The 26,622-nt window shown below is 46.0% G+C and carries 18 protein-coding genes; 2 read left to right on the top strand and 16 right to left on the bottom strand.

What is annotated here, in order from left to right; translation table 11 throughout:
- Positions 1-80 precede the first annotated feature (80 nt).
- From xyl3A to IEY13_RS17095, 6 genes are all read right to left on the bottom strand, one after another.
- Positions 81-2,693: a xylan 1,4-beta-xylosidase gene (xyl3A, locus tag IEY13_RS17120; RefSeq protein ID WP_188954313.1), complete on the bottom strand. Its 2,613-nt coding sequence runs from the start codon at positions 2,691-2,693 to the stop codon at positions 81-83.
- Positions 2,694-2,716: 23 nt separating this feature from the next.
- On the bottom strand, positions 2,717-4,327 hold the full coding sequence (locus IEY13_RS17115; protein WP_188954311.1) for a RagB/SusD family nutrient uptake outer membrane protein: 1,611 nt from the start codon (positions 4,325-4,327) through the stop codon (positions 2,717-2,719).
- 20 nt (positions 4,328-4,347) lie between these two features.
- Positions 4,348-7,713, bottom strand: a complete 3,366-nt coding sequence (locus IEY13_RS17110; RefSeq protein ID WP_229687899.1) for a TonB-dependent receptor — start codon at positions 7,711-7,713, stop codon at positions 4,348-4,350.
- Between the two features lie 37 nt (positions 7,714-7,750).
- Positions 7,751-8,848 (bottom strand): FecR family protein, encoded by a 1,098-nt coding sequence (locus tag IEY13_RS17105; protein ID WP_188954309.1) that lies wholly within the window; start codon positions 8,846-8,848, stop codon positions 7,751-7,753.
- 70 nt (positions 8,849-8,918) lie between these two features.
- Positions 8,919-9,494 (bottom strand): NAD(P)H-dependent oxidoreductase, encoded by a 576-nt coding sequence (locus tag IEY13_RS17100; RefSeq protein WP_188954307.1) that lies wholly within the window; start codon positions 9,492-9,494, stop codon positions 8,919-8,921.
- Between the two features lie 63 nt (positions 9,495-9,557).
- The gene (locus IEY13_RS17095) at positions 9,558-10,379 is read right to left on the bottom strand and encodes a helix-turn-helix domain-containing protein (RefSeq protein WP_188954305.1); all 822 of its coding nucleotides are present in this window, start codon (positions 10,377-10,379) and stop codon (positions 9,558-9,560) included.
- A gap of 341 nt (positions 10,380-10,720) precedes the next feature.
- Between IEY13_RS17095 and IEY13_RS17090 the strand changes: the two genes are divergently transcribed.
- Complete coding sequence (locus tag IEY13_RS17090; protein ID WP_188954303.1) at positions 10,721-11,176, top strand: hypothetical protein; 456 nt, start codon at positions 10,721-10,723, stop codon at positions 11,174-11,176.
- A gap of 103 nt (positions 11,177-11,279) precedes the next feature.
- On the opposite strand, the gene IEY13_RS17085 is transcribed toward IEY13_RS17090, so the two are convergent.
- Positions 11,280-12,020 carry an SDR family oxidoreductase gene (locus IEY13_RS17085; RefSeq protein WP_188954301.1) on the bottom strand — a complete coding sequence of 247 codons (741 nt, stop codon included), beginning with the start codon at positions 12,018-12,020 and terminating at the stop codon, positions 11,280-11,282.
- 141 nt (positions 12,021-12,161) lie between these two features.
- Between IEY13_RS17085 and IEY13_RS17080 the strand changes: the two genes are divergently transcribed.
- Positions 12,162-13,667, top strand: a complete 1,506-nt coding sequence (locus IEY13_RS17080) for an aminotransferase-like domain-containing protein (protein ID WP_188954299.1) — start codon at positions 12,162-12,164, stop codon at positions 13,665-13,667.
- A gap of 173 nt (positions 13,668-13,840) precedes the next feature.
- Here the strand turns inward: IEY13_RS17080 and IEY13_RS17075 are convergent, their stop codons facing one another.
- From IEY13_RS17075 to IEY13_RS17035, 9 genes are all read right to left on the bottom strand, one after another.
- Positions 13,841-14,707 (bottom strand): DUF6615 family protein, encoded by an 867-nt coding sequence (locus IEY13_RS17075; RefSeq protein ID WP_188954297.1) that lies wholly within the window; start codon positions 14,705-14,707, stop codon positions 13,841-13,843.
- Positions 14,708-14,867: 160 nt separating this feature from the next.
- Positions 14,868-16,481: a DndE family protein gene (locus IEY13_RS17070; protein WP_188954295.1), complete on the bottom strand. Its 1,614-nt coding sequence runs from the start codon at positions 16,479-16,481 to the stop codon at positions 14,868-14,870.
- Positions 16,471-18,573: a DNA sulfur modification protein DndD gene (locus IEY13_RS17065; RefSeq protein ID WP_188954293.1), complete on the bottom strand. Its 2,103-nt coding sequence runs from the start codon at positions 18,571-18,573 to the stop codon at positions 16,471-16,473. The genes IEY13_RS17070 and IEY13_RS17065 overlap by 11 nt, the downstream gene beginning before the upstream one ends.
- Complete coding sequence (locus IEY13_RS17060; protein ID WP_188954291.1) at positions 18,560-18,757, bottom strand: hypothetical protein; 198 nt, start codon at positions 18,755-18,757, stop codon at positions 18,560-18,562. Before IEY13_RS17060 ends, IEY13_RS17065 begins: the two co-directional genes overlap by 14 nt.
- Positions 18,754-20,718, bottom strand: coding sequence for a hypothetical protein (locus IEY13_RS17055; protein ID WP_188954289.1), 1,965 nt, complete (start codon positions 20,716-20,718; stop codon positions 18,754-18,756). Before IEY13_RS17055 ends, IEY13_RS17060 begins: the two co-directional genes overlap by 4 nt.
- Before the next feature lie 264 nt (positions 20,719-20,982).
- Positions 20,983-22,293, bottom strand: coding sequence for a GntP family permease (locus tag IEY13_RS17050; RefSeq protein ID WP_188954287.1), 1,311 nt, complete (start codon positions 22,291-22,293; stop codon positions 20,983-20,985).
- Between the two features lie 15 nt (positions 22,294-22,308).
- Positions 22,309-23,145: a fumarylacetoacetate hydrolase family protein gene (locus IEY13_RS17045; protein ID WP_188954285.1), complete on the bottom strand. Its 837-nt coding sequence runs from the start codon at positions 23,143-23,145 to the stop codon at positions 22,309-22,311.
- A gap of 34 nt (positions 23,146-23,179) precedes the next feature.
- Entirely contained in the window at positions 23,180-24,898 is a 1,719-nt protein-coding gene (locus tag IEY13_RS17040; RefSeq protein WP_188954283.1) for an IlvD/Edd family dehydratase, read from the bottom strand.
- A gap of 12 nt (positions 24,899-24,910) precedes the next feature.
- Complete coding sequence (locus IEY13_RS17035; RefSeq protein WP_188954281.1) at positions 24,911-26,494, bottom strand: aldehyde dehydrogenase (NADP(+)); 1,584 nt, start codon at positions 26,492-26,494, stop codon at positions 24,911-24,913.
- Between the last annotated feature and the right edge of the window lie 128 nt (positions 26,495-26,622).

The following is a 26,622-nucleotide window of genomic DNA, read 5'->3' as shown; positions in this document are numbered from 1 at the left end:
GTTTAATTATGGGTGGGGAGGAATGTAAAAAAGCCTGAAGCACTTTGTTCAGCGCTTCAGGCTTTGGGTATCTGTTATTATCAGGGAAGGCTCACTTGCAGCACCTGCAGGTCTTTTTCGGCAGAGCTGTTGCCGTACCAGAGTTCGTATGCCCCCGGCGCAGCCGCCACTTCCTGTGTGTTGTTATCATAAAACGCAAAGGCGGTGCGTGGCAACATCAGCTTTACCTGCGTGTTACCGCCTGCGGGCAGGGTAACGCGTTTAAAGCTTCTGAGCGTTTTTAACGGGCCGGTGGTATCGGCCAGTTTGCGTACATATACCTGCAGCACTTCGGTGCCGCTGCGCTTGCCGGTATTGGTTACGGGTATGGTCAGTGGCAGACTATCCTGCTGCAGGCCTGCCCAGTTGCCGGCAGTGGCTTTGCCAATGGTAAAGCTGGTATAGCTGAGGCCATACCCAAACGGAAACAGCGCATCGTTCATAAAACGGTAGGTGCGGCCTTTCATGGAGTAATCTTCAAAATCGGGCAGCTGGGCTACGTTTTTGTAAAAGGTAACAGGCAGTTTACCGCCGGGGTTGTAATCACCAAACAGCACATCGGCTACGGCCTGTCCGCCGCTTTCGCCGCCGTACCATGCCTGTAATATGGCATCGCAGCTGGTGGTTTCGGGCACCAGGGCCATGGCGCTGCCACTGCAGTTTACGAATATTACTTTTTTACCGGCTGCTTTTAATGCTTTCAGGCAGTTGCGCTGCACCAGGGGCAGTTCAATATCCGTACGGTCGCCGCCTTTAAAGCCGGGGTAAGATACCGGCATTTCCTCGCCTTCCAGCAGGGTAGACAGGCCGCCTGCAAACACTACGGTGTTAATGCCTTTGAGTTTGCTGATGAGGCCGGAGTAATCAATATCCACTTCCTTTCCAAAATCAAACTCCAGGTTGGCCTGCCAGTTGTTTAACTGGGCATAGCGTATTTCTATGTTATACTGCTTTCCTTTTTCTACCTGGTAGGGTATGCGGGAAGGCAGGGTGCGCCAGTTGTTGTAACGCGCGGCAGACTTGCCGTTTACCAGCAGTTCAAAATAGCCGGTTGCGCCGCATTTAAACACAATTTCTTCTGTACGGGTGGCGGTAAACACGGCCTCGTAGGTGGCGGAGAAAGATTCCAGGTGTACGCCGCTGGCAAACTCATGCTGACCGGCCGTGGTAAGCTTGAACGGATGGCTCAACTGCTGGCTGATCACCGCATCGCCTTTGCGTTCGCGGTTGTTCCAGTACGTAGCTTTAAAACCGCTTTTGCCATCGGCCTTTGCTTCGGCAAAATAGCTTTCGGTTACTTTGTTCTCCACCAGGTCGCAGGCTTTATCGTACACCACATTGGCGGCACCTGCCTTGCTTTGTATGCCCTGGAGTATGGTAATGGTTCGTACCGGTGTGCCGTTGTAGTTGCCCCACAGCATGGGCGCGTTATCGGCGTTGGGGCCTATAACGGCTATGCGGCCGGCGGTTTTGGCCAGCGGCAGGGCCTGCTGTTTGTTCTGCAGCAGCGTCATAGACTTTTGGGCCATTTCCAGCGCCAGCTGGCGGTGTGCGGCATTGTTTACCACCTCCATGGGTATGTTGGCCCAGGGCACCAGCGCATCATCATCCATATCGCCCAGCTCAAAGCGGGCGGCCAGTATCCGCAGCAGGTGTTTGTTTACTTCCTGTTCGTTAATCAGTCCCTTTGCTACGGCATCGGGTATCTGCTGGTAGGCATAACCTTCCCATACACATTCCACATCGGTGCCGGCCAGCGCACCTTTGGCGGCGGCGTGTACGGCATCGGAAGATACTTTGTGGCTGCTATAGAAATCGGTAATAGCACCGCAGTCAGATACTACCAGGTGTTTAAAGCCCCACTGATCGCGCAGTATGGTTTGCAGCAGGCGGCTGTTGCCGCAGCAGGGCTCATCATCCAGCCGCTGGTAGGCGCACATTACCTGGCGCACATCGGCTTCCTGCACCAGCTGTTTAAAAGCGGGCAGGTAGGTATCCCATAAATCGCGCGGGGTAACCTTGTTCAGGTTCAGCTCGTGGCGGCTCCATTCGGGGCCGGAGTGTACGGCGTAGTGCTTGGCGCAGGCCAGCAGCTTGCGGTACTTCGCATCTTCCGGGCCCTGCAAACCTTTTACCACGGCCACGCCCATGCGGGAGGTGAGGTAGGGATCTTCGCCATAGGTTTCCTGTCCGCGACCCCACCGGGGATCGCGGAAAATGTTGACATTGGGCGTCCATACAGACAGCCCCAGGAAACGTTTGCTCTGCTTCCCCATCCGCAGTGCATGGTGATATTTTGCGCGGGTTTCATCGGATGCCGCATCAAATATGTGGTATACCAGTGAGTCGTCAAACGAGGCAGCCATGCCCACCGGTTCCGGAAACACCGTAACACTATCGTTATTGGCCAGGCCATGCAAAGCCTCACTCCACCAGCTAAAGCGTTTAATACCCAGCCGGGGTATGGGTTTCGATTCATCCATCATCAGGTTGGCCTTTTCTTCCAGCGTAAGCCGCGTAACCAGATCGGCCGCCCTTTGCTGCGGGGTTAAGGCTGCATCCTGCCAGGGCTGCTTTTGGGCAGCCCCGGTAAGTGATAACAGCAATAATCCTGTGCATCCGTAATACCTTCTTACTAATCTGTATACATTCATTCCTGCTGCTTTAATCGGTAGTATTACCGGTTCATATCATTCCCTTTCAGGTTTTTGTTGTTGTCCAGTTCCGCCTGCGGAAAAGGGTAGTAGGTGGCGCGCGGCGTCCAGCCCAGTGCTTTCAGCGGCTCTAACCATTTAGCATCGGCCAGGCCCCATCTCAGCAGGTCAAAATACCGCAGGTATTCACCGCAAAGTTCAACATAACGCTCGTGTTGTATAATATTTTTGATATTGTTTAAGCGAATGCCGTTAATGGTAGTGTCTTTCGCCAGCAGCCCATCTACATCGGGTATGGTGCCGGGTGAGTGCTGGTACCACAGCTGCGGCTGCTCGGTGGGTACTACTTTGTTGGCGCGGGCCCTTACCATGTTAATATAAGGCTTGGCGCCGTTGGCATCACCGGTTTCGTTCAGGCATTCCGCATACATCAGCAGCACATCTGCATAGCGCAGCAGGCGGTCGTTAATACCATCGTCAAAATCGGCTGTCTGCACATCGGGGCAGTATTTGCGGGTGCCGTAGAAATCTTTGTTGGTTGCCAGATGCGCCATCCAGTAGGCATAGTCGGTAACCTTACCATCTATCTGTGTATAGGTAGCGCCGTTATCGCACCAGAGGGTCATGTATTTACGGGGATCACCAGGCTCAAACTCGTTATAGGTTTTCTTGTTGGGCGCCAGGTTCCACCAGGCACCGCCGGTACCATCGTACATACCTATTTCCTGCCAGCGCCAGCTACAGCTCATATCATCACCCAGCCATCCGGGGCCGTTCTGCATCTGCACTTCAAAAACTGATTCGGCATTGTTTTCGGTAGCTTCCAGGCTGTTATCCCTGAAGTTATCTACCAGGCGGTATTCCTTGCTGTCAATCACTTTCTTCAGTTCATCCCTGGCCTTATCAAACTCTGCGGTTTTACCTGCTTCCAGTATAGGGCGGTACATATAGGCTTTTGCCAGGTAAGCCTGTGCAGCGCCTTTGGTAGCACGGCCGGTAAAGGCAGCGTTGGCGTACATGGCACTGCGCAGGGGCAGCAGCTCGGCGGCCTGCTTAAAATCGTCAATAATGCGGGCGTATATTTTACCGGCGGTGCTGTTGGTAGGGTAGTAGTCCGCATCGCCCGCCACGGGCTTTTCAATCAGCGGCACGGTTTCGCCAAACATCATACACAGGTGCATGTAATGCAGGCCGCGCAAAAAATGCGCTTCGCCCAGCATTCTGTTTTTTACACCGGCATCAATGGTGCCGGTAAAGTTTTCAATACCCTGCAGGGCGGTGTTGGCGGCAAACACCCCGTTAAAAAAATCTTTCCAGCTGCTCAGGGCCATACCATCGCTGGATGGGGTGTTGTAGGTATCCTGATACATGGGCTCCCATTTAAACGTATGGGTAAAATCATCACCAGGGGCCAGCAGCTCGTAGTATAACGACCGGGCGTAGCCGCCCTGCACCTTGCCTATAATGGCCTGGTAAGCGGGTATAATGGCGGCTTCCAGCTCTGCCACGTTTTTATAATACGTACCTATTGATATTTCCTGTGGGTTGGTTAAATCCATATCGGGCTTACACCCGCCGCCCATAAAAGTGAGGCAGGTAAATGCGGCGGCTATGATTGTTGTGTTCCTTTTCATATAATGGCTTTTAAGCAGTGTTAGAATGTAAACATGGCTCCAAAGAAATACTCTTTGGTGTTGGGGAAGGTAACGCCCCAGGGTACCTGTGCATCAATACCTCTGTTCAGGTTGTACTTACCGTTGCCCTGTCCGTTGTCGGAGGCCACTTCGGGGTCGTAACCGGTGTATTTGGTAATGGTGATGAGGTTTTTGGCACCGGCATAAAAGCGCAGGTTATCTATCTTCATCCAGTTCAGCGCCTGTTTGGGTAAGCTAAACCCAATGGTAAGGGCCTTCATACGCAGGTAAGAACCACTTTCTACAAAACGGCTGCTGGCGCGCAGGTTCTGGTTAGGATCGCCCAGTACAGCGCGGGGCATACTGGTGTTGGTGTTGCGCGGGTAAATAGTGGTTACGCCGCTTACCGGGTTTTTAAACACCAGCTCTTCTGCACGGTAACGGTTAAGGGTGGTAGCAAAGTTGTTGTAGTAGTGGTACATGCCTTCACCCCAGTATTTACTGTTGTTGTAAATATCGTTGCCATAGCTGCCCTGCCATATCATAGAAAAGTCGAACGTACCAAAGCCGGTCTGGTAGCTGGCATCTGCATTAAAGCCATAGCTGAATTTAGGAATGGGGTTACCTATAAAGGTTTTGTCTGCCGCGTTCAGCGCGCCATCGGGTGTAATATCCTTAAAGCGCACATCGCCCAGCTGTGCGTTGGGTGCAAAAGATTTATCCTGCTGCAGTTGTTCTTTATTGGTGTACAGGCCATCCGTTTGGTAGCCCCAGAACTGGCCAATGGCATAACCTACTGCGGTGCGGGTTACGTTTTCGTTACCGGGGTTAACGCCGCCGCCCAGTATTTCGTTACCATTACCCAGGCTTAACACGCGGTTTTTAACGGTGGAGATATTGGCTGCTACGGAATAGCTGATCTTTTTTAACGACTTGCGGTAAGCGGCTGCAAACTCCAGCCCTTTGTTGCTGATGCTGCCGGCGTTAAGGGTAGGAAAGTTATCTATATAACCGGCGGTGTACGAAATAGGTACGTTCACCAGCATGCCCTGTGTTTTTTTGTTGTAGTAATCTACCGTAATGGTTAACTGGTTGTTGAACATAGAAAGGTCTATACCTATATCGGTAGAGTGCTGACTTTCCCATTTTACATTGGGGTTGGAAGGCGTGGCAGGTATAGCGCCGGTTACTTTTACGTTGTTGAGGTAATACCAAACGTGATCGAAGCTAACGGTGCTCTGGTACTGGTAGGGACTGATATCGGAGTTACCCAGCAAACCATAGCTGCCGCGCAGTTTTAAATCGCTGATGAAGTTTACACCGCGAAAGAACTTTTCCTGACTGATACGCCATGCGGCAGAGAACGACGGGAAGTTGCCGTAGCGGTTGTTGGCGCTGAAGTTGGCCGACCCATCTCTGCGGAAGTTGGCGGTAAGCATGTACTTGCTGGCGTAGCTATAGTTGATACGGCCGAGTATGGAGTACATGGCTGACTGGCCCACACCGGAGCCGATGATTTTAGAATCGGGGTTCTGCGCCAGACCCAGTATCAGTAAATCCGGACTGGGCAGCGCACGCGCACCGGCGTTTACAGCTTTGTAGCGGGAATGCTCGCTGGTGATACCTGCCAGGGCGCTGATGTTATGCTTGCCAATGATTTTATCGTAGGTAAGTGTATTCTCGTACAGGTAACGGTTGTTTTGTGCGGTGGAAATACTCAGCTCGTCTGGCGTGTGGTTCTGGTACTGGCCCACAGAGTAAGCAGAGATATAGTTCTGCGTTCTGCTGCGGTAAAAATCAATACCCATGTTAAACTTGTAACGCAGGCCGGGTATAATTTCATAAATAGCCCACAGGTTACCGTTTACTGCGAAGTTATCGCTGTTGTTGCTGTTGAGGTAAGCGTTGGCCAGCGCGCTGGCTACGTCTGTACCATTGCCTGCACCTGCAAAACCGGTGGAGCTGCCGGGTGCGTAAATGGGCAGGGTGCTGCTCCAGCGCTGTGCATCTATAATATTCTTATTGCTCCAGTCGCGCGTGTTATAGCTGATGAGCACGGTTTCACCTACTTTCAGTTTGCCTTTGGTAAGGTCGCTTATAAACTGCACACCATAGTTTTTATAGCCATCCTGTATCAGCACCGGCTTATCGTTGGAGTAAGTACCGTTGATGCGGAAACGGGCCTGTTCTGAGCCACCGCTGATGGCCAGGTTGTGCTTCTGATAATTACCTGTGCGCAGCAGGGCATCTACCATGTTATAGCCCTGACCTATTTCAGCAGGCTTGGACAGCGCAGGCAGGTAATCGGTTCTGGATGGGTTTTGGTTATACATTTCCTCGTTAATCAGCTCAGCCAGTTGCTGACCGTTGAGCAATGGAATATTGCGGCTCATTTTTTTGATGGCGTCCAGGCCGTTGTAATCAAATTTAACCGCGCCGGAGGTACCTCTTTTGGTAGTAATCAATATTACCCCGTTGGCACCCCTGGCGCCATAGATGGCACAGGAAGCAGCATCTTTCAAAATCTGTACGCTGGCAATGTTGTTCTCATCCGGCACCGCGCCGCCAATCATACCATCTACCACATACAGCGGATCGGTATTGTTGATGGAACCCACACCGCGTATTCTTATTTTATCGCCGGTAATCTGCACGCCGGGCACCTCGCTCTGTAATATGGCCTGAAAGCCGCCGGGTGTTTTTATCAGCTCTTTGGGGGCTACGGTGGCAATAGAGGAGGAGAGGTCAACCTTCTTCTGCGTACCGTAACCAATTACAATGACATCTGTAAGGTCGCCGGAGGCAGCTGTTAACACCACATCAATCTGCTGTTTGCCATCCACACCCACTTCCAGTGGTTTCATACCTACGTAGGATATTACCAGTGTACCGGTGAGTGCATCCAGATCTAACAGAAAGCGACCCTCTTTATCGGTAGTTACCTGGCGGCTGGTATTTTTCAGCTGCACGGTAGCGCCTTCCAGCGGCTCGCCTTTGCTGTTGCTTACCTTACCGCGTACAGGGGTAGGCGCGGGTGCAGCCTGTTCTGCACCCTGCTGTGCTTCGGGGGTAATTACAATCAGTTCGCTGCTTAAAAACTTCCAGCTGAGGCCGGTGTTGTGCAGCAGCTTATCCAGCGCTTCTTTTACCGGGGCATTGGTAACATGAATGGTTACCTTTTCGTTTTTGCTCAGCATTTCATCTTTGTACACAAAACGGTAACCGGACTGCTCCCGGATATCGTTTATAATTTTTACCATTTCGGTGTTGGTATATTTCAGCGTAACTGTACGCTGTGGCTTTTTTCCTGCAACGGACTGTGCCGTTAAAGTCAGCAGCAGTAGTGTAAACAGCTGCAGTGCAAGAAAACGGGTTACTCGTTTCATAGCAATCGTTTTAGTAAAAAGGTGAGATAATATGGCGTTATTGAATATCCTGGGGTTTGTAAATAAGCACGGTGTCTTTGTCTTTTTTATACCGGAAATTGCCGCTCAGCCGCAATGCTTCCAGCACCTGAGGCAGCGTTTCATTTGTAAAATCGCCGGTATAGGTACCCTGCTTCAGTTGTTCATCTTCTATAACAATGCGCACTTTAAACCAATGCTCCATACGGGCGGCTGCGCCTTCCAGCGTTTCCTGCTTAAAGCTGAGGCCGGTGCCGGTAAACAAATGCTCCACCGCTGCCGTATCGTACAACTCATTATCCAGGCTGTTGATCCAGTAGAGCGATCGGGGGCCTGCTTTTTTAGGGTTGTTGTCTTTAGGTGCCGTGCTGTTTACCACCACCAGCTTGTTGCCCGGCTTCAGCCGTATTCTGCTTTCGGGGTTTACTTTTAACGATACCTCTACGGCACCGCTTACCAGCACGGTTTCCGCCGTTTTTTCATTTCTGTAACTTCTTACATTAAAAGCGGTACCCAGTACCTTAATATCCATGTTGCTGGTATGTATTTCCATAGGGTGGGCCGCATCTTTTGCCACATCAAAATAGGCTTCGCCCGTAAGCCATACCGTTCTTTTACCGGTGTTGGCAGCAGCATTCCAGGTAAGCTTACTATCTGCATTCAGCCATACTTTGGTGCCATCCGGCAGCTGAATAAACTTTTTGGTGCCGTGTGCCGCCGTTACCGTTTGCTGGGTGGCATGGGGTTTCCGTTGCAGCAAACGGCTGCCGGTAACATATACCAGCAGGGCGCAGGCGGCTATACTGCCGGTGATGGCCGTCCATTTAAACATGCGCCGCCGTTTGCCCGGTTGCGGGTGGGCATTTTCAGCCACCGGCTGCAGCATTTGCACGCTCAGCTTGTGCAGGTGCCTTTCAAAGGCCGCATCTGCATCAGGCACTGCTGTAACGGGTGAACGGAAATGCCAGGTTTGCCGTATGCGGGAAAGCTCGGCCTCCAGCTCGGGATATTGTAAAAGCAGTTGTGTTAATTCCGTTTGTTCTGCTGCTGTAGCCTGATTGTCAATTGACTGCATGGCCAGCAGCAGAAAACGATCGTAGTGTAAGGGCAAGCTCATGTGGTGTAAGACACAAAAGAGCTTGCAGGAATACCAAAGGAGGTGAAAATATTTTTTAAATAGTTATTTCTTAGTTTATAAAGATGGATTTGATTTGTGTTGCCCAGTTGTCAAGGTTTTCGGGCATGGGGCGGTCGGCCTTGTCTAAAAAGGAATGTTGTACTATCTCTAACCCTGAGTAGGAATAAATGCCTTTGTCAGATGTTAACAGCAGCGCCTTATCCATTCCAATGGCTTCATACTCTGCCTTTGATTTTCCATGTGTATTGATAATTACAGCTTGTTTACCGGTAAGTAGTCCTTTTTGAATACCATTGTCATAACGGTAGGCAAAACCATAGCTGAAAACGCGATCGATAAACCCCTTCATAATAGCGGGCAGTCCCGTCCACCAGATAGGGTGTATAAAAGTGATGCAGTCTGCCCAGCGGATAAATTCCTGTTCCTGTTTTACATCATCCGCTACTATTCCGTTTCGCTGTCCTGCCATGTCTTCCAGCGATAATACGGGGTTAAAACCCAGCAGGTACAGATCTCTTACTACCACCTCGTGGTTGCCCGCTTCCAGATGTTGCACCAGAACATTTTTTAAATGACTGTTGAGACTGTTGGGATTGGGATGGGCATAAATGATTAAATGTTTCATAACTTTCTGTTTATGAAACAAAAGTAAAATGCAGCCGTTGGCCCAAATTGTAAGAAAACGAAATCAGGTGATGGGATTGCAGATATCCTGCTGAAATTTTAAATAGTTGGTAGGGCTAAGATTGATGTAGTGTTTAAAGTCTTTTATCAGTTGACTTTGGTCGTAATAGCCGCACTCAGCCACAATTTCAAACCAATCTACTTTTGCATTTCCCGAAGCCAGGGTTTGAATCAGGTTTACTGCTTCTAAAAACCTGGTAAACCGGTTATGTTCTTTGGCAGAATAACCAAAATGCTTTTTATGGTTGAGTTGTGTATTGCGCTCCGTTTGCTTATTTTCCTGAGCGATGGATTTTATACGATCTAAAGAGCGCTCTCCGAAGCTGGCCAATTGCCCGGCAATTTTATTCCGATATGCCAGGTAAGGTTCACAGAAGGTAAGAATGTGATTCACCTTCCCGTTAACATCACTTATTTTGCTGAGTTGGTGCCATAAGATACTAAAACAATCTTCTTCCAGCTGCGCCGCAGGATTCATTGGAACGTGCTCAGGAATAGACGCATGGCGGAAGAAGCGATAAAAGGCATCGTGTTTAAAGTTAACAGTCAGTATTTCAGCACCCGGAGGTAAGGTATACTCAAAAGCTTGTTTTACCGGCCCTATAACAAGGTATTTATCTACAGGAATACGGCTGTTTTCTTTTGAAAGCAACCAGGGCGTTGCTCCGAAACTAAAGATGAGGATGGTTTGATAGGAGGGTAGCAGTGTTTTGTTCATACTTTCACCTGTTTTATTCTCCGCAAAGTATACATGCGTATACACCTCTTCAAATTTTGCCGGAACAGCTATTCTGAAGTTGTTGTATTCAGTATTGTTTTCAGTCATAAGTGATTTACGGGAGCCAAGTTATAAAAAAAGGCGGTAATCTCTGCCCCGTTTATCTGGCAGTTCCGGAGAATCGTACAGCTGTCGCGGCGAGTGGTACATATGTCGCGGAGCGTGGGATAGCTGTCGCGTTCAACCAGACGTGCGTCGCGGCGGTTGGTACAACTGTCTGAGCGGTTCAGCCATACGTCCCGTTCAACCAACCGTGCGGCTGAGCGGGTCAGCCATACGTCGCGATGAGTCAGACGCACGGATGAGCCGCCGCGACGTATGGCGCACTGAGTGGGATAGCTGTCTGACTGATTCAGCCGTGTGTCGCGATGAGTGGGACACACGGCTGAATGAACGCGACAACTTCCCCGATTTCCGGGGAATATGTGGGGATGATCGCCACAGATGCTAAACTGATCGTCACATATGTGGGGATGAATCCCACATATGCCAGAATGATCGCCACACGTGTGGGGACGATCCCCACATATGCTGAACTCATCGCCACATATGTGGGGATGAGTCCCACATATGCCAGAATGATCGCCACACGTGTGGGGACGATCCCCACATATGCTAAACTGATCGCCACATATGTGGGGATGAATCCCACACATGCCAGAATGATCGCCACACGTGTGGGAATGATCCCCACACATGCTAACGGTGGCTATTCAGTAAAATGTGTCAGTGAGGTTGAAAAAGCACAAAACACGTATATCTCATACACTCCCTATGCAGTATCTATGCTGTATGTATGCTCCATCTATGCATTATCCATGCACCATCAGGGGAGTTGCCTGTAACCATCAAAGCCACCACCATTTGTATGGCAGTGGCTTTGTTCCATAAAACAGTGCTCCAAACAAGCTGTATCCCAAAAACTCCCTGTATTTTGCTGTGCGGTGTTTAATTATTCGCCCAATCCTCAAAGCGAAGGTTACCTGCAATAAAGCTTCCGGCAGGCACCAGGGCGGCTTTGGGTATTGTATGTACAAAATAGCGGTTCTCGTCATTCGCAACCACCGTTTTGTTATCGGCTTTCGCTTTTAAATAGGTTTTTACAAATTCCGGCATCGGGGCGCGGTCAGGCCCTGCAATTTCAACGGTATTGTTAAGCGGCGCTTCTACAGCAGCCTTGGCCAGATAAGCCACCACATCTTCCGCCGCTATTGGCTGGTAGTCGAGCGTAGAAATATGTACTTCGTTATCCTTCGTACCAAAGCCCACCAGCGTGGTGATATGTTCATGAAACTGTGTGGCGCGAACGATGGTGAAGGGGATGCCAGACTGTTTAATAGTATCTTCCTGTTCTTTTTTTGCCTGCAGGTAGCCAATATAGGGGGCCACATCTGTACCTACTATGGATAAAATCAGGTGATGTTTTACACCAGCAGCCTTTTCCGCCGCCGCCAGGTTTTCACCGGCTTTGCGGAAGAAGTGAATAGCTACTTCATCGTCCGGTGTGGGGGAGTTGGAAACGTCTATAACCACTTCTGTGTCTTTTAATGCCTCTGCCAGCCCTTTCCCTGTTAGTATATCCACGCCGGTTGATGGTGACCCGGCTTTTACATTATGTCCTGCCTTGCTTAATTTATTAACCAATTGCCTGCCTATCAGGCCTGTACCACCAATAACCAGAATTTTCATAATTTCAGTTTTATATTTTATGGTTCCATACGCGTGCTTTGCATTTTTATCACCTCCCTGCAATGTTTCGCTTTGGAGCCCGCTTTGTTTTGTAAAATTAGAAGCATTCCAGACGGCCATGGCCATCCAGTAATTACATTTATGCCAGTCCAGACTTTACCTTTTCACTCACTAATACCTATAGACCGGAAAGCTGCCACCCCCATTTTTCAGCAATTAACCAACGGGTTAATGCAGCTGATAAAAGCAGGCACCTTACAACCTGGTGTACCCTTACCCTCCAGCAGGGATATGGCAACCCTGATGAAGCTGAACCGGACTACGGTAGTAGCCGCTTATGATGAGCTGAGAATACAGGGGTGGATTGAAGCCATCGCGCGTAAAGGTTTTGCTATATCGGGCAAATTGCCGGTGTTACATCCCCAATCATTTCACGCACACCAGCACTCACCAGTAAAGGCTGCTGATACCCCCGGCTTTTATAAAATAATATCTCATGAAGCACCTGTGCAAATGCAGCGTAAGGTATACGATCTGGTAGTAGGAGATGGATACCCGGATGCGCGTATTGCCCCGCTACAGTTACTGATTAACAAGTACAGGGCTTTGCAGAACAGGCATTATAAACATATGGCCGTTATTAACGAACTGCCTGCCGGGTCGGCTTTGCTTAGAAGCGAACTTGCCACCTTTTTATCGCAAACACGCGGGCTAAATATAGCTGCCGACAATATTCTGCTAAGCAGAGGGGCACAGGCTGCTATTTACCTGGCGGCGCAGATGATAGTGAAGCCCGGTAGCAGGGTTATTGTTGGAGTGCTTAACTACTCTAAAGCGAATAAAGTATTTGAGCAACTGGGCGCCACACTGGTGAAGGTAAACATGGATGAAAACGGAATAGATGTAGACAGGATTGAAGAAATTTGCAAAACAGACCCGCCAAACCTGCTTTACATTATTCCACACCACCATCACCCCACCACCGTTACTTTAAGCCCGGAGCGAAGAATTAAACTGCTCAACATCATCCGCACTTATCGACTGCCGGTTATTGAGGATGATTATGACTATGACTTTCATTACGAGAATAGCCCCATTTTGCCGTTGGCAAGCGCAGACCATGACGGATTGGTACTATACATTGGCTCCATTACAAAAATGCTGTCGCTTACCATAAGGTGCGGTTTTCTGGTGGCTGGTACAGACCTGATATGGCAGGCCGGTAAACTAAAAGAACTGATGGAGCTACGTAGCGACCTTTTGATGGAAGATGCCATAGGTTACCTTTTTAAAACAGGGGAGATGCAAAGGCACATTGCCCGATCTGTAAAGCTGTACAAGGCACGGAGAGATACTTTTTGTAATATGTTGGAGAGCAGATTATCTCACATACTCCGGTTTACCAATCCACCCGGAGGTATGGCGGTATGGGCATTGTTTAACCCGGAATTTTCGCTACCGGTTATTTCAAAAGCCCTTGCCAGCCAAGGCATATATCTGAATGATGGCAGTTTGTATAACCAGGGGAATGCGGCAGTGAATGGTGTGCGGTTGGGTTTTGCTGCTATGAATGAGGAGGAAATGGAAATATTTGTTTTAAAGGTGGCTGAGTGTACTTCCAAAATATCTGGCGCAGCCAACATGTAAATGCAAGCATAAATGCATATTATGCGAATGCCGGAAACAGGGGGTACCCCTTGCGATATTATATAAAATGAAGCAAATATTAGTCTTGTACAGGTGGGCAGGGGCTGCCGGTCTTTGAAATCTTATAGTCTCATAAAAAAAGGTGTTAAATGATGAGTTGCTGGAGTCTATGTTCATCGCACTAATAAAATCCGTGTCTTGCGTCTTTTTTGTGGGATGATGATACGATACCTTGGATTAAATGGTCTAACTGGGTCGTCAAATGCTACTTCTACATAGTCTATTTCTGGTTTAATCTCTATGCCTGAGATGCGTGGAAGTGGAGTTAAATTATCCCATCGTTCAAGAATATTCAACTCTTCATATGAATAAAAATGTGGGTCATTTTCCAGTTGATAATAGCGCCATTGTTCGAAAGGTAAGATAGTTTCCTGCAAAAGAATAGCTACAAATAGATAGAGTGGTAAGGCATTTTCGGGGTGTAGATCCTGAAACGTAGGAGTCTTCCATCTATGTGTGCCGGTCTTCGTGTCAAAATGATAATACTTTTCATAAAGATATTGTGCACTGCAAATTGAACATCCATTAGAAGTAAGCTCATCGTAATTATTAGGCCATTTATTATTATTATACTTCCAATCATCAGAATAATTGTAAAGGAGATAAATGGGGAATGCTTTATGCATTTTTGCATATGCAATTAGCGATTCGATTTGCATATTGCCGGCAGATGTATGATTAAGTTCATATCGGAGATTTTCTTTTACAATCTTCGCTTGACAGGGAGCAAGAATATATCCTCTTGGAGTTTCTATAGCAAATTCCAAATCGTTGCCGTTGGATTTTTCATCACGAGCCTCCCATAATTCAAAAGGAAGTCTGCGAGACCGGAATTGGTAATATAGTTGGAAGACAAGATTTTGGGTCAGCGTTACCTCAAATATTTTACCACGGCTATTGCTTCTTGTAAAGGCAATGCGTCGCCAAGTTTCAATCGAATAATCCCGCAACCAACTAATTATAACTTCTCTATCCGTCATATACGATTAAAGTATTCTTTAAAGTAATAGAACCGCTATTAATCAGTTTGCTACGCACAAAAAATATACACGATGACCGGATGTATTTTTATGCTTTTTTAAAGAAAATTAGCATTTGAGAAGTTTTCTCGAATCTAAAATAAAATTTCACCAATCTTGCTCATTTTAAGTTTTGTAAAGTCTGCCAGAACTGATTGATCTTTATTACTTGAGGCTCTGCAATGTTAATTACTGCTTTTTGCGACTCCAGATTGCTAATAACTTCCCGCAACTTTTGCTTACTTCTAGGTGTTCCGATAAATGCCTCTATCAATTTGTAATCCTTATTGTTGATATTCAGACAAACTGGTATTTTAATTTGAGATGCGAAATCAAAGTTTTTTGTTTTGTAATCTTCCACTCCTTGAGTAAGCATGATTACCACTACTCCCTTAGATCTTAAGATTCTAAGTATATCTTCTAAAGCTTTGCTAGCATTCTTATTTTTAAGGTAAACATGAGCTTCGTCTATAACTATGACAAATCTTAAAGGTTTTATTCTGTCTTCAGAAGGCTCAGTGTCGTTGGTCGAACTGAATTCTGCAAGTAGATATTTTAGAGTTAGAAATACACATAATTGTCTTAACGTGTCGGAAAGCTCAAGTGGAAGATTGATATAGAGGCTTTGCTCATATATTTTCTCATAAGACAATCCAGAAGACTGAAATATGTTTGTAGCAAGATCGGAGATTATTGCATCGAGGCTATCAGGTGATCGTTCGTTTTCCTCATTATAATCTTGAAGAGCATTGAAGACATCGGCTAAAGTAGGATGTAGTTCATTCTGATTAGAGTCAATTAAATTTTTATTTTGTAGTCTATCAAAGCAATTTGTTATTATAGTTTGGAGAATATGTTTCTGACTTGCTCCAAGCTGGGTAGCAATAGTACAAATAAAATCCACGAAAGATTTAATGTTGAAAGCTCTTGCTCTTTCATCTTTCAAATTAACAAAGCTCAAAGGGTTTAACTCAAACGGAGCTTTGGTTAAATCTATCATTTTGCAATGTGTTGATTCGAAAAAAGACTTCAATCTTGTTGGATCCCCCTCGCCCTTGTAATCAAAAAAGATGAATTTTAATTCATGTTTAGTTTTTAAAGAAATTTGATACAATATATCCTTTACTAGCTCTGTTTTTCCCGATCCAACCATGCCAGCTATAGCAATGTTACAACTGTCGAATTCCTTCAAGTCATTTATACGAACTTTGACATCTGTATTGTCATCACTTTGTCCAAGAGTAAGCTCAATAACACTATTGTAAGAAGGTATTTCCCTTTTATTCTTGCTAGACATCACAAATGGACTATTTTCAGAAACTAATTCTAGTCCATTTTTCACCATCAGCATAAGATAAATAACATGAAAGCCGCTGGCCATATTTTTTCTTTCCAAATCTTGATTTATCTTTTCAAGGCCGAAATCCAAGTGTTTTTTAAACATTTTAACAAACTCATCCTCGGAAAGATTCATATTGTAATGTTGATCTAAAAGAGCTTTATAAATAGGGGAATATGACTTTTCATCTGAAGAAGTCCCGAATAAAGCCCGGTCGTCTCTCCATTCTTTTCCATCTGATGAGAAAACAGTTTCTTCGTCAATTAAAAATCGTTTATTTAGTTGTAAACTATAATTAAATGCAATCCTAGCAATAATTCCATCTGACTTAAAGCTGTATAGTGATGTCAAGCTATCAATAATGTCGGAATTTCGCTTACTTATTTTAATTCTCATAGCTTTGAAAATAACCTTGTTTAAATCTAGTTTTATTGTTAATGTTTTCAAGAAGAAAAGCCCTTGCGACATTCTCCTTTACTAGCTTATAGCGAGATGGTGGAATTTCGTTATTTGTCGCCATTAGGATCACTTGACTCGCTAAGTGAGGATAGTAATGTAACAACGTATGCTTGATATGCTCATCATCTAATCTTCCTAGGGGAGTGTCAATGAATATAGGATATTCTTGTATGGAAAGAGATAAAATCGCCTTGATAAGACTTGATATGTATATTTGTTTCTCCCCTTGAGATAAGGACTCCTTAGTTCTGATTTCGCCTTCCTTATTGAACAGTACTATTCTTAAGCCGTCGTTTCCGGGAAGTGGCTCCGCTTTTACAGCAGCTATAAAGTTGCCATAACTTCCCGTATTAAGTTTATGCATGAGCTTTTTCATTTCATCAAAAATTAACTGCTCTAGCAACGAACATTTTTTCTTTTTTTGTTCAGATACAAAATTTTCAATTGCTCTGATATAATAGTTTGCTTTATCTAATTTTTTCTTTTTTTGTTCGGATACACTTATTCTTTTTAAAAGAACTTGTAATGATTGATTAAGCTTTTCGTTGTCTCTTTTTAAACTATCCCTTTGATTTTGTAGTGCACCTTTTTCTTCTACTAGCTTTTCGAGCTTTCGCTCTGCATCAGATTTTTTTGTTGAATATTCGACTACTTCCTCGTCTTCAAGATTGGATTCTGTGTTTCTGATTGTTTTTTCTGTAGAATATATGTCTTCTTTTATACTATTAAAACTATCTATCGTCTGAGCAATTACATCCTTTGATTGTTTTCTTATATAATGATAGGTGTGAAACAATAAATCTTTCTCTGATTTACTAAAGTCGTGTTCGAATTCCACCTCCTCTGTTTTGTCAGATTCTCCAAAGATATCTTCTACAATATTCTTGGCCTTTTCTGCATAAAACATTTTCTTAGAAAATGAAATATCTCCATCGTAAGGAAAGGGAGCATTATTGAAAAGCCTTTCGATTAATTCATTATTTTTCTCAATAAGCTCCCTGTTTTTATCCTTGATAATTGAATCTTCATCCTGTTTATTCAAATGTTCAATAACTTCTTCAAGTTTACCAGCAGCAATAGTAAAAGGAATAATCTCACTCAGTTCATTAAATTTCTCTTCCAAATCTTTCTGCTTTCTATAAAGCTCATCCTTTTTTTTATAAAGCTCATCCAAGCTTGATGTGCTTGTATTTTTACTAATGTTCTTAATTAAAAAACTCTCGTAGCTTGAAATTTCACTTTTAAATTTTGAGATCTCATTTTCTTTAAAAACAATATCTGTTTCCAGTTGGTCAATCTTTTCAGTATTTAAATCAACACCTTTTTCAGTTGTAATAATTTGTTGCCTTACTTGTGAATTTGCACTATCCTTTCTCAAAGTATCAGTATATGTATTTAGGTCGCTAATTAGGCTCTCATATATGTCAAGTCCTAATATTTTTCCGAGAGCATCATTTAATACATTTCCTTCTTCGCGAGTTGACAATTCTGCCCAGCTAGCAATTTTCTCTGCATCAAAAAAAACGAACTTTGCTGCCTCAAGTGGGATTACGTAGTCGTTAATAAAATGAATCTTATCCTCTGCGGTGTGAAATAACTGCTTGTCAAAGTTTTCAATTTCAATATGAAAATCGTCTGCAGTTGTATTTATATCAAACTCCCTTTTTACAATAAGTTTGTAATTAGAATTTGATTGAGTAGATTCGATTTCTGGAAGCTCTATATCACTCATATGAATTTGAACTGAGAACTTATTAATTCGTTCTTTATTTGCATCCCAGTTCAATGAATTTTTTAAGAATTTAGCATAATTACCTTCTTTTTGAATTTCATGTTTAAAATTTTCATCAATTTTGGCAATGTCTTCTCCAAACAAACACCAAACTAGCGAAAGAAGAAAATTGGTTTTTCCGTAACCATTTTTTCCGCCTATTAACACGATATTCCTCTCATTTTCAGGGCAAACATCAATACAATTCTCACCGTAATATTGGCGAAAATTAGTTAATATAATTTTATTTATTTTCATTCTCTATAGCATTGTCTATCTCTTTATCAATATTGTGTTGAACCAAGGCGTTTCTTTTTAATAGCTTTTTTGTTTTTTCTGCTTCAAGCAGCTTCTGTATTGACATAAAACTTACTTTATTCTCAATACAATGTTTTTCCAACTCATCTGCATATTGTTTCCGAATGGTCTTAATGTGGCTCATATTTTTAATTTATTGTCAGAAGTAATAACAATATCTCCTTGGGTGACTTTTTTTTCAAACAAGGCTTTTACGGATTTAGGATGATAATTAAACTTCTGAACAAAAAAATCTACTACTCTTTCAATATCTAATCCGTCCATGTTTTTTAGTACCGAGTTTCTGAAATGTGAACCCGCCACTCTTTTGTATTTTTCTACGTCTTGATATTCCTTATTCTTTAATCCTACAAACTCACCAGGAAAGAACTTAAATCGAATGTTTCCTTCTAGATCAAGATTAGACTTTACGTTATATTCGCTCGTGTCTCTGTATTTGCAAACAAACTCTGCTATCTCAGAAATATGCTTCGGTTCATCTTCCCCTTGCAAATAGTTCTCAACTAAATCGCGTATTGTACCGCCTCTCAAATCTTCGCGTTCATTTTCCCATTTTTTCAGTCCATAAGTGCTGCTTCTGCCGATATAAATGAATAGAGATTTTTCTTTTTGAAGTGAGCTTCTAATACTCTGCTCGCTAAATTGCAAATAAGGATATTTTGCATTGATTTCGTTGGTGATAACCTCGACCTTGGTCATTTGATTGAGATCTTCCAGTATCTCCACAATGTAGTGAGAGGGCGTCTTTTTTCTATTTGATTCTAAGATCAAATACCCGTCTGTGTCGACAGCTAGGTTAAATTCGTTAAATAGAATGGATTCACAAATTACTGATAGATCTTGCAAATTTACTTCAGCTATTCCCTTTACAAACTGGGATATATAACCTAAGAAATAAAGACAACAATCCTCTGTTAGCCGTCCATTTTTAAGTTCATTTACTGAGTTTACGAAATTTAGAAAATCAAAAGATTCAAAAGTCTCTTTTGAAATTAATAGCGGACATTGCAGTCTTTTTTCATTTGACAACTTGTTTTTTGTGGAAAGAACATCTTTATCTCCGAATAATATATGTGTACGCTCAAAAAGAAGTGAAAATATGAAGGAGTAAAAATATATTGTAAAATCTACCTGTTCAGTTTCATTAACACGATCAAAGTCTTCTTTATTCAGCAATATAAATTTCAGTTCAGAGTCGATCTTATAGCTAAATAAATCTTCGACTCTTATATTCAGTATAAAATCGAAATAAGATGTCATCAATTCTTCAAATGAGACTTTAATTTGTCTTGCCCTTTCTTTTGTTATATTTAATTCTTTCGCCACATCTTCAAGGCTTCTTTGTTTTCTATTTGTATATAGATGATAAAAGATTTCTTTTTCGTTATTTTTCAACAGCAGTCCCAACTTTATAAGCAAATCTATTAGCTTAAATAAAAGAATCTTGTTATCAGAATCAAAGACGGACTCGATCGCGGTGTCGATTTCGCTAGGAATATTTTCAAAACTTGTTTTAACCACAAGTTTTGTATACTCTTTGCTTAATTGACTATTGTCTAGAGTTTGTAAAGTAGTTATGAAATCGGAAACATGATCCCTAAAACGGATTAACTCCCCAGTTGATTTCTCGCCTATGTTTCTTATGTGATTAAAATTAAATACTGGTGAAAATATTGACTGAATCAGATCACTTATTATTAGATTTCCATCAAAAAAATTAATTATCCCGTTTCTAGCCCTAACAGAAAGCTTAGAGAAAAGATATCCAACGTGCCTATTTAATGAGGCCTTTTTGAAAGGATTAAATCCTGCAATAATTTCAATTCTTGAATCTTTTGTTACTAATTCGGCTGAGATATTTTCATTAGTTGAATAATTGAGATGCTTGTGACAGATGTTAATTAATTCATTCTCTGTTCGTATCCCGCATTTACGCGTCTTGGTGAATTCACCACCTTCTTGATAAAATTTTAAAATTTTATGAAGACTATCCAAGCCTAAATCTAAACAGATGTTTACAGCACGAACAGTCATCTTTTCCTTATCGGCAAGTTCAACAAGTGTTATATCACTTTTCGGGTTCATATTTAGGGCAGGATTTTCTTTTTAAATACCTTGAATTTTTTGAGCAATTATTCCGCGATCAAGATGTTTAAAAATTAAAATACCCAAAAAAATGGATCGAACAAAAAATATTTAAATGACAGTAAATATGCTATATGAAACTTAATAATAACATATTGATTCAGTGTCGCGAGCTGGTATTTACACATAGTGTTTTGTAATCTAATAGAGGTATTGTTATAGCTTAGATGAATAAGTGCTTTACAAATTTGAGCTTGGTTCCACTTACCCCACCACCAACTCCAACACCAACACCCCAACCAACCCCAACACCGAAATCATCGTTTCCATCACCGTCCACGACAAAAAAGTCTGCTTCAAAGTCAAATTAAAAAACTCCTTGAACATCCAAAACCCCGAATCATTCACATGCGAGCCAAACACGCTACCCGTACCCACGGCCAGCACCATCAGCTCCGGGGAAGCCACCCCGGAAAATACCAACGGAGCCACCACACCCGCCGCAGTAATCCCTGCCACGGTAGCAGAACCAATAGCCACCCGCAGTATCGCGGTAATTAACCATCCAAACAACAGCGGCGGCATTTCCCATCTGGCACACAGCGCCGCGATATGCTTATCCGTACCACTATCCTGTAATACCTGCTTAAACACGCCACCCGCGCAGATAATAAACAGTATTACAGCAATTCCCCCAATAGCCTCATTCACCCATTTAACAGTAGCAGCCAAAGGCTGTTTAGCGGCATTGCCAAAGTAGGCAATAGCCAGCAGCACAGATATCAGTAAGGCAATGGTAGCATCACCGGTAAAGTCTAATACCCGCCTTAAAAGATGATCATCCAGCAGGTGATCTGCCAGTAATTTGGCGGTAATCAACCCTACAGGCAATAACCCAATCAAAAAGCTGGGTAGAACACCCGGCAGTGGCTGTTGCGGGTCATCCTTCGTTAAAAAAACAGACTCTGTTTTTACGGGTATGTTCTTCAGTAAACGGCCGAGTAATGGCCCTGCAACTACCACCACCGGCAGCGTAATAACTAACCCATACACCAGCGTTTTACCCATGTTTGCATGAAAGGCGTTTACCAGAAACACCGGGCTGGGGTGGGGCGGTAAAAAGCAATGCGTGGTGGAGAGGGCGGCGGCCATAGGCATAGCCACATACAGCAGCGGCAACCTGGCGCGGTAGGCTACGGAAAACACCAGGGGTACCAGTATCATAAACCCGGCGTTGTAATACAAGGGTATGCCAATGAGAAAGCCGGTGAGCAACAGCACCCACTGTATATTACGCTTGCCAAAAGCACCGATAAGGGTGGTGGTAATGCGGGTTACGGCGCCGCCTGCTTCCAGTATTTTACCCAGGGCGGCGCCCAGGCAAATAACCAGGGCCAGGCCGCTGAGGGTGTTGCCTACGCCGCGTTCTACGGAGCGGATCAGTTGCTCCGGGTGCATGCCCAGGCACAGGCCGGAAAGCAGGGCCACTATGAGCAATGATAAAAAGGGGCCGAGCTTTTTCCAGGTAAGGTATACCTGCAGGGCTACTGCACCCAGTATAACAAGCCATTCCATATTGCGGTGTTTGGGTTATGCTACAGTGTTGGTAAGCGTTCCTATGCCATCTATGGCAATGCTTATTTCATCGCCGCTTTGCAGCGTAAAATCGTTGCCGGGTACAATGCCGGTGCCGGTCATAATAAGACATCCGTGGGGGAAGCTGCTTTCCCGGTATACAAAGCTTACCAGTTCTTCGGGGGTGCGTTTCATCTGCGCCAGTTCCACATCGCCGGTAAAAGCGGGTTGGCCGTTGCGGGCTATGGTAAGGCGTATGAGTGCCTGCGCAGGCAGGGGCTGGTTGGTAACGTATATACAGGGGCCCAGGGCGGCACAACCATCGTAGGTTTTGGCCTGGGGCAGGTACAGCGGGTTTTCGCCTTCTATGCTGCGGCTGCTCATATCGTTGCCAATGGTGTAGCCGATGATTTTGCCGTTGCTGGTTACTACCAGCGTAAGCTCCGGTTCGGGTACATCCCAGGTACTATCCTTACGTATGCGTACGGGCTGGCCGGGGCCGCTTACACGGGCGGGAGTGCTTTTAAAAAACACTTCGGGTCGTTCGGCATGGTACACCTTTTCGTAAAAGTCGCCGCCACCGCTGGCCTTGCTTTCTTCCTGGCGGCCTACTTTGCTGCGCCAGTAGGTAACGCCGCAGGCCCATAGTTCCTGCCGGGGGCCTATGGGGGGCAGCAGTTCGTTAGCGGGTATGGCGGGTGCTGCAGTGGCCTGGCCGCTGGTGATGAGCTGGGTAAGGGTGTGGTATAATTGATCGTTGTTAATAAAAGCTTCCCAATCGGTAACGGGCAGGGTATATGTTTTTCCTTCGGCTTCCAGCAGTGCGCCGGATTGTGTTTTGTAAACCTTCATATTGCAATCGTGTGTTTGGTGTGAGCAGTTATTGTTAATGTGAATCGCGGGTGACTTCCGATCCGGAGCTGCCCTGCAGAAAATCGAGATCGGCCCCTTTATCGGCGCCCATTACGTGCTGTATGTACAGGCTTACGTAACCTCTGCTGGCGGCCGGTGGGGGCGCTGCCCATGCCTGCCTTCGCTGTTCCAGCTCTTCCTCGCTCACATGCAGGTGCAGTAATCTTTTGGCTACGTTCAGCTCTATCATATCGCCGTTTTGTACCAGCGCCAGGTTGCCGCCAATGGCACTTTCGGGCGATACATGCAGTACAGCGGTGCCATAGGCGGTGCCGCTCATTCTGCCATCGGATATACGTACCATATCGCGGATGCCTTTTTCCAGTATCTTTTTGGGCAGGGCCATATTGCCTACTTCGGGCATGCCGGGGTAGCCTACGGGGCCTACGTATTTTAATACCATCACGCAGGTTTCATCTATATCCAGGTTAGGATCGTCAATGCGGGCGTGATAATCTTCAATGCTTTCAAATACTACGGCGCGGCCGGTATGTTGCATAAGGGCAGGGGTGGCGGCGCTGGGTTTGATAACGGCGCCGTTCTGCGCCAGGTTGCCTTTTACCACTACAATGCCGGCTTCTGGCTTCAGGGGCTCCTTTATGGAGGAGATAACACCTGCATCGTGACACTCGCAGGAGCCTTTGACATTATCGTGGTGATTTTTACCGGTTACGGTGATGACGTTTTTGTGCAGCAGATCCTTCAGTTCGTTGAGTATTACGGGCAGGCCGCCTGCGTAAAAGAAGTCTTCCATTAAAAACTGACCGGAAGGCATCAGGTTCAGCAGCAGGGGTATTTTGCTGCCCAGGGTATCAAAGTCGTCCAGATGCAGATCAACCCCTATACGTCCGGCAATAGCCATCAGGTGTATTACAAAGTTGGAAGAGCCGCCTACGGCGGAGTTGACCATAATAGCATTTTCAAACGCCTCGCGGGTGAGTATTTTGTCAATGGTAAGGTTATCCTTCACCATTTGCACAATGCGCCTGCCGCTCAGCTGCGCCATTACTTTTTTGCGGCTGTCGGCTGCGGGTATGGCGGCAGCGCCACTGAGTGTTAAGCCCAGTGCTTCTACCATACAGGCCATGGTGCTGGCGGTGCCCATCGTCATACAATGCCCTATACTGCGGCTCATACAACTTTCGGCATATTCACAGTCCTCCTGCGTCATGGCGCCGGTTTTCATGTCCTCATCAAACTTCCATACATGCGTACCGCTGCCTATCAGCTGGCCTTTGTAACGGCCGTTTAACATGGGGCCGCCGGGTACTACTATGGTAGGCAGGCCCACGCTGGCAGCGCCCATTACGGTAGAAGGTGTGGTTTTATCGCAGCCGGTCAGCAGTACCACACCATCTATGGGGTTGCCGCGTATGCTTTCCTCCGCATCCATACTGGCCAGGTTGCGGAACAGCATGGCCGTGGGTTTCAGGAGGGTTTCGCCCAGGCTCATGATAGGAAACTCTACGGGAAAGCCGCCTGCTTCCAGCACGCCTTTCTTCACGGCTTCGGCATGGTCGCGGAAGTGGGCATTACACGGGGTAAGCTCACTGAACGTGTTGCATATACCTATTACGGGCCTGCCATCAAACATATCGGTAGGCATGCCCTGGTTCTTCATCCAGCTGCGGTAAATGATACCGTCTTTGTCTTTGCGTCCAAACCAGTCCTGGCTTCTAAATCTGCTGCTCATCTTGTTTACAAATTATTGTTGGGTAAAGGCCCTGCGGCCGTTGACCATGCGGGTAATATTCAGGGGGTTGCCTTCCTGTAGTGCTGCAGGCAACAGGGCATCGGGCATGTTCTGGTAACATACGGGCCGCACAAAGCGGTATATAGCGGCGGTACCTACGGAGGTGCTGCTGCTGTTGGTTGTGGCAGGGAAGGGGCCGCCATGCACCATGGCGCTGTTTACTTCCACACCGGTGGGGAAACCGTTGATCACCACCCGGCCTGCTTTCTGTTCCAGTATATCTATCAGTGCTGCCCATTCCGGCAGTTCTTCTGCCGTGCCGTGTACGGTTACGGTTAACTGGCCGGGCAGGGAGGCGGCCAGGGCCAGCATTTCCTCCCGCGTGGTTACGGGTACTGCTATAGAGGCGGGGCCAAAAACTTCCTCCCGCAGCAGGGGCTGGGTGGTGAATTGGTGGCTGGTAGTGGTAAGCAGTACCGGCGTGGCTACATTACTATCTGTACCCTGTGGCAGTTTGCCATTGGCCAGGGTGCTTACGGCCTCCAGCGCCAGCCGTTCCTGCACACCTGCCTGGTAAGCGTTATACATATATGCGGCCAGCATAACGCCGCCGGTGATATTGGAGAAGGCATTACTGAGCTGCCCGTTAAAATCTGCCGCCTGCTGCGGATACAGCAGCATACCGGGGCTGGTACAAAACTGCCCTACACCCATGGCTACCGAAGCGCTGTAGGCCTCTGCAATAGCAGCGCCTTTTTGCTGTGCGGCGGCGGGCAATACAAACACGGGGTTGGTGCTGCCCATTTCCGCAAATACGGGTATCGGCTCCGGCCGCTGAACGGCTTTATCGTAAATGGCTTTGCCGCCTTTGAACGATCCGGTAAAGGCTACGGCTTTTACCAGCGGGTGCGTTACCAGCTGCTCACCGGTGGTAATACCACTATCGTACAACAGGGAGAACACCCCATCGGGCATGCCCGTGCTTTGCGCCGCGCGTTGCAGGGCTTTGCCTGCCAGGGCAGAAGTGGCGGGGTGGGCGGGATGTGCTTTTACAATAACGGTACAACCGGCAGCGAGTGCCGAAGCGGTATCGCCACCGGCTACTGAAAACGCAAGGGGAAAATTGCCTGCGCCGAATACGGCTACAGGGCCCAGCGGTATGTTGATGTAACGGAGGTCTGGTTTGGGCAGGGGCTTTCTATCCGGCAGGGCGGTTTCAATACGCGCATCTACCCACGAGCCTTCTGCCACCAGTGCAGCAAACATACGCAGCTGGCCGGTGGTACGGGCCCGTTCGCCTTCCAGGCGGGCGCGGGGTAAAGCGGTTTCCTGCATGCAGGTAGTGATGAGTTCATCGCCGCAGTTTTCCAGCTCGGTGGCTATGGCTTCCAGAAAAGCGGCTTTGCGGGCGGGCGGTAGTTTGCGGTACACGGCAAAGGCGGCGGTGGCTTTTACCGCGGCATGGTTTACTTCTTCTGCCGTGGCTTTGGCAAAGCTTACGGCATTGCTTTCTTTTCCCGAAGGGTTAATAGAATAAAATACATCTTTACTGTCTCCTGATTCTTCGTAGCCGATTATGTGTTTTTCTAACCGCATCTTGTAAGGTAGTTTAACTGTTACCCGGAGCAAGGTATTAACATCCCTTGCCTGAAACTACCAAAAAAAACCGGTGTAGCATTTTATACAGTGAGTTAATAATTTTTGACTTTCTTTAGGTGGTAATA

Origin of the sequence: Filimonas zeae, assembly GCF_014641615.1 — a bacterium.
Classification (GTDB): domain Bacteria; phylum Bacteroidota; class Bacteroidia; order Chitinophagales; family Chitinophagaceae; genus Filimonas; species Filimonas zeae.
The sequence above is the reverse complement of the archived record's forward strand: the minus strand, read 5'-3'. Positions and strand labels throughout refer to the sequence as shown.

Excerpts from the sequence above, each read along its gene's own strand:
- IEY13_RS17115 (WP_188954311.1), bottom strand. The coding sequence starts at position 4,327 with ATGAAAAGGAACACAACAATCATAGCCGCCGCATTTACCTGCCTCACT.
- IEY13_RS17105 (WP_188954309.1), bottom strand. The coding sequence starts at position 8,848 with ATGAGCTTGCCCTTACACTACGATCGTTTTCTGCTGCTGGCCATGCAG.
- IEY13_RS17090 (WP_188954303.1), top strand. The coding sequence starts at position 10,721 with ATGAACGCGACAACTTCCCCGATTTCCGGGGAATATGTGGGGATGATC.
- IEY13_RS17060 (WP_188954291.1), bottom strand. The coding sequence starts at position 18,757 with ATGAGCCACATTAAGACCATTCGGAAACAATATGCAGATGAGTTGGAA.
- IEY13_RS17050 (WP_188954287.1), bottom strand. The coding sequence starts at position 22,293 with ATGGAATGGCTTGTTATACTGGGTGCAGTAGCCCTGCAGGTATACCTT.
- IEY13_RS17080 (WP_188954299.1), top strand. The coding sequence starts at position 12,162 with ATGCCAGTCCAGACTTTACCTTTTCACTCACTAATACCTATAGACCGG.
- IEY13_RS17075 (WP_188954297.1), bottom strand. The coding sequence starts at position 14,707 with ATGACGGATAGAGAAGTTATAATTAGTTGGTTGCGGGATTATTCGATT.
- IEY13_RS17085 (WP_188954301.1), bottom strand. The coding sequence starts at position 12,020 with ATGAAAATTCTGGTTATTGGTGGTACAGGCCTGATAGGCAGGCAATTG.
- IEY13_RS17110 (WP_229687899.1), bottom strand. The coding sequence starts at position 7,713 with ATGAAACGAGTAACCCGTTTTCTTGCACTGCAGCTGTTTACACTACTG.
- IEY13_RS17045 (WP_188954285.1), bottom strand. The coding sequence starts at position 23,145 with ATGAAGGTTTACAAAACACAATCCGGCGCACTGCTGGAAGCCGAAGGA.
- IEY13_RS17040 (WP_188954283.1), bottom strand. The coding sequence starts at position 24,898 with ATGAGCAGCAGATTTAGAAGCCAGGACTGGTTTGGACGCAAAGACAAA.
- IEY13_RS17065 (WP_188954293.1), bottom strand. The coding sequence starts at position 18,573 with ATGAAAATAAATAAAATTATATTAACTAATTTTCGCCAATATTACGGT.
- IEY13_RS17070 (WP_188954295.1), bottom strand. The coding sequence starts at position 16,481 with ATGAGAATTAAAATAAGTAAGCGAAATTCCGACATTATTGATAGCTTG.
- IEY13_RS17055 (WP_188954289.1), bottom strand. The coding sequence starts at position 20,718 with ATGAACCCGAAAAGTGATATAACACTTGTTGAACTTGCCGATAAGGAA.
- IEY13_RS17095 (WP_188954305.1), bottom strand. The coding sequence starts at position 10,379 with ATGACTGAAAACAATACTGAATACAACAACTTCAGAATAGCTGTTCCG.
- IEY13_RS17100 (WP_188954307.1), bottom strand. The coding sequence starts at position 9,494 with ATGAAACATTTAATCATTTATGCCCATCCCAATCCCAACAGTCTCAAC.
- xyl3A (WP_188954313.1), bottom strand. The coding sequence starts at position 2,693 with ATGAATGTATACAGATTAGTAAGAAGGTATTACGGATGCACAGGATTA.
- IEY13_RS17035 (WP_188954281.1), bottom strand. The coding sequence starts at position 26,494 with ATGCGGTTAGAAAAACACATAATCGGCTACGAAGAATCAGGAGACAGT.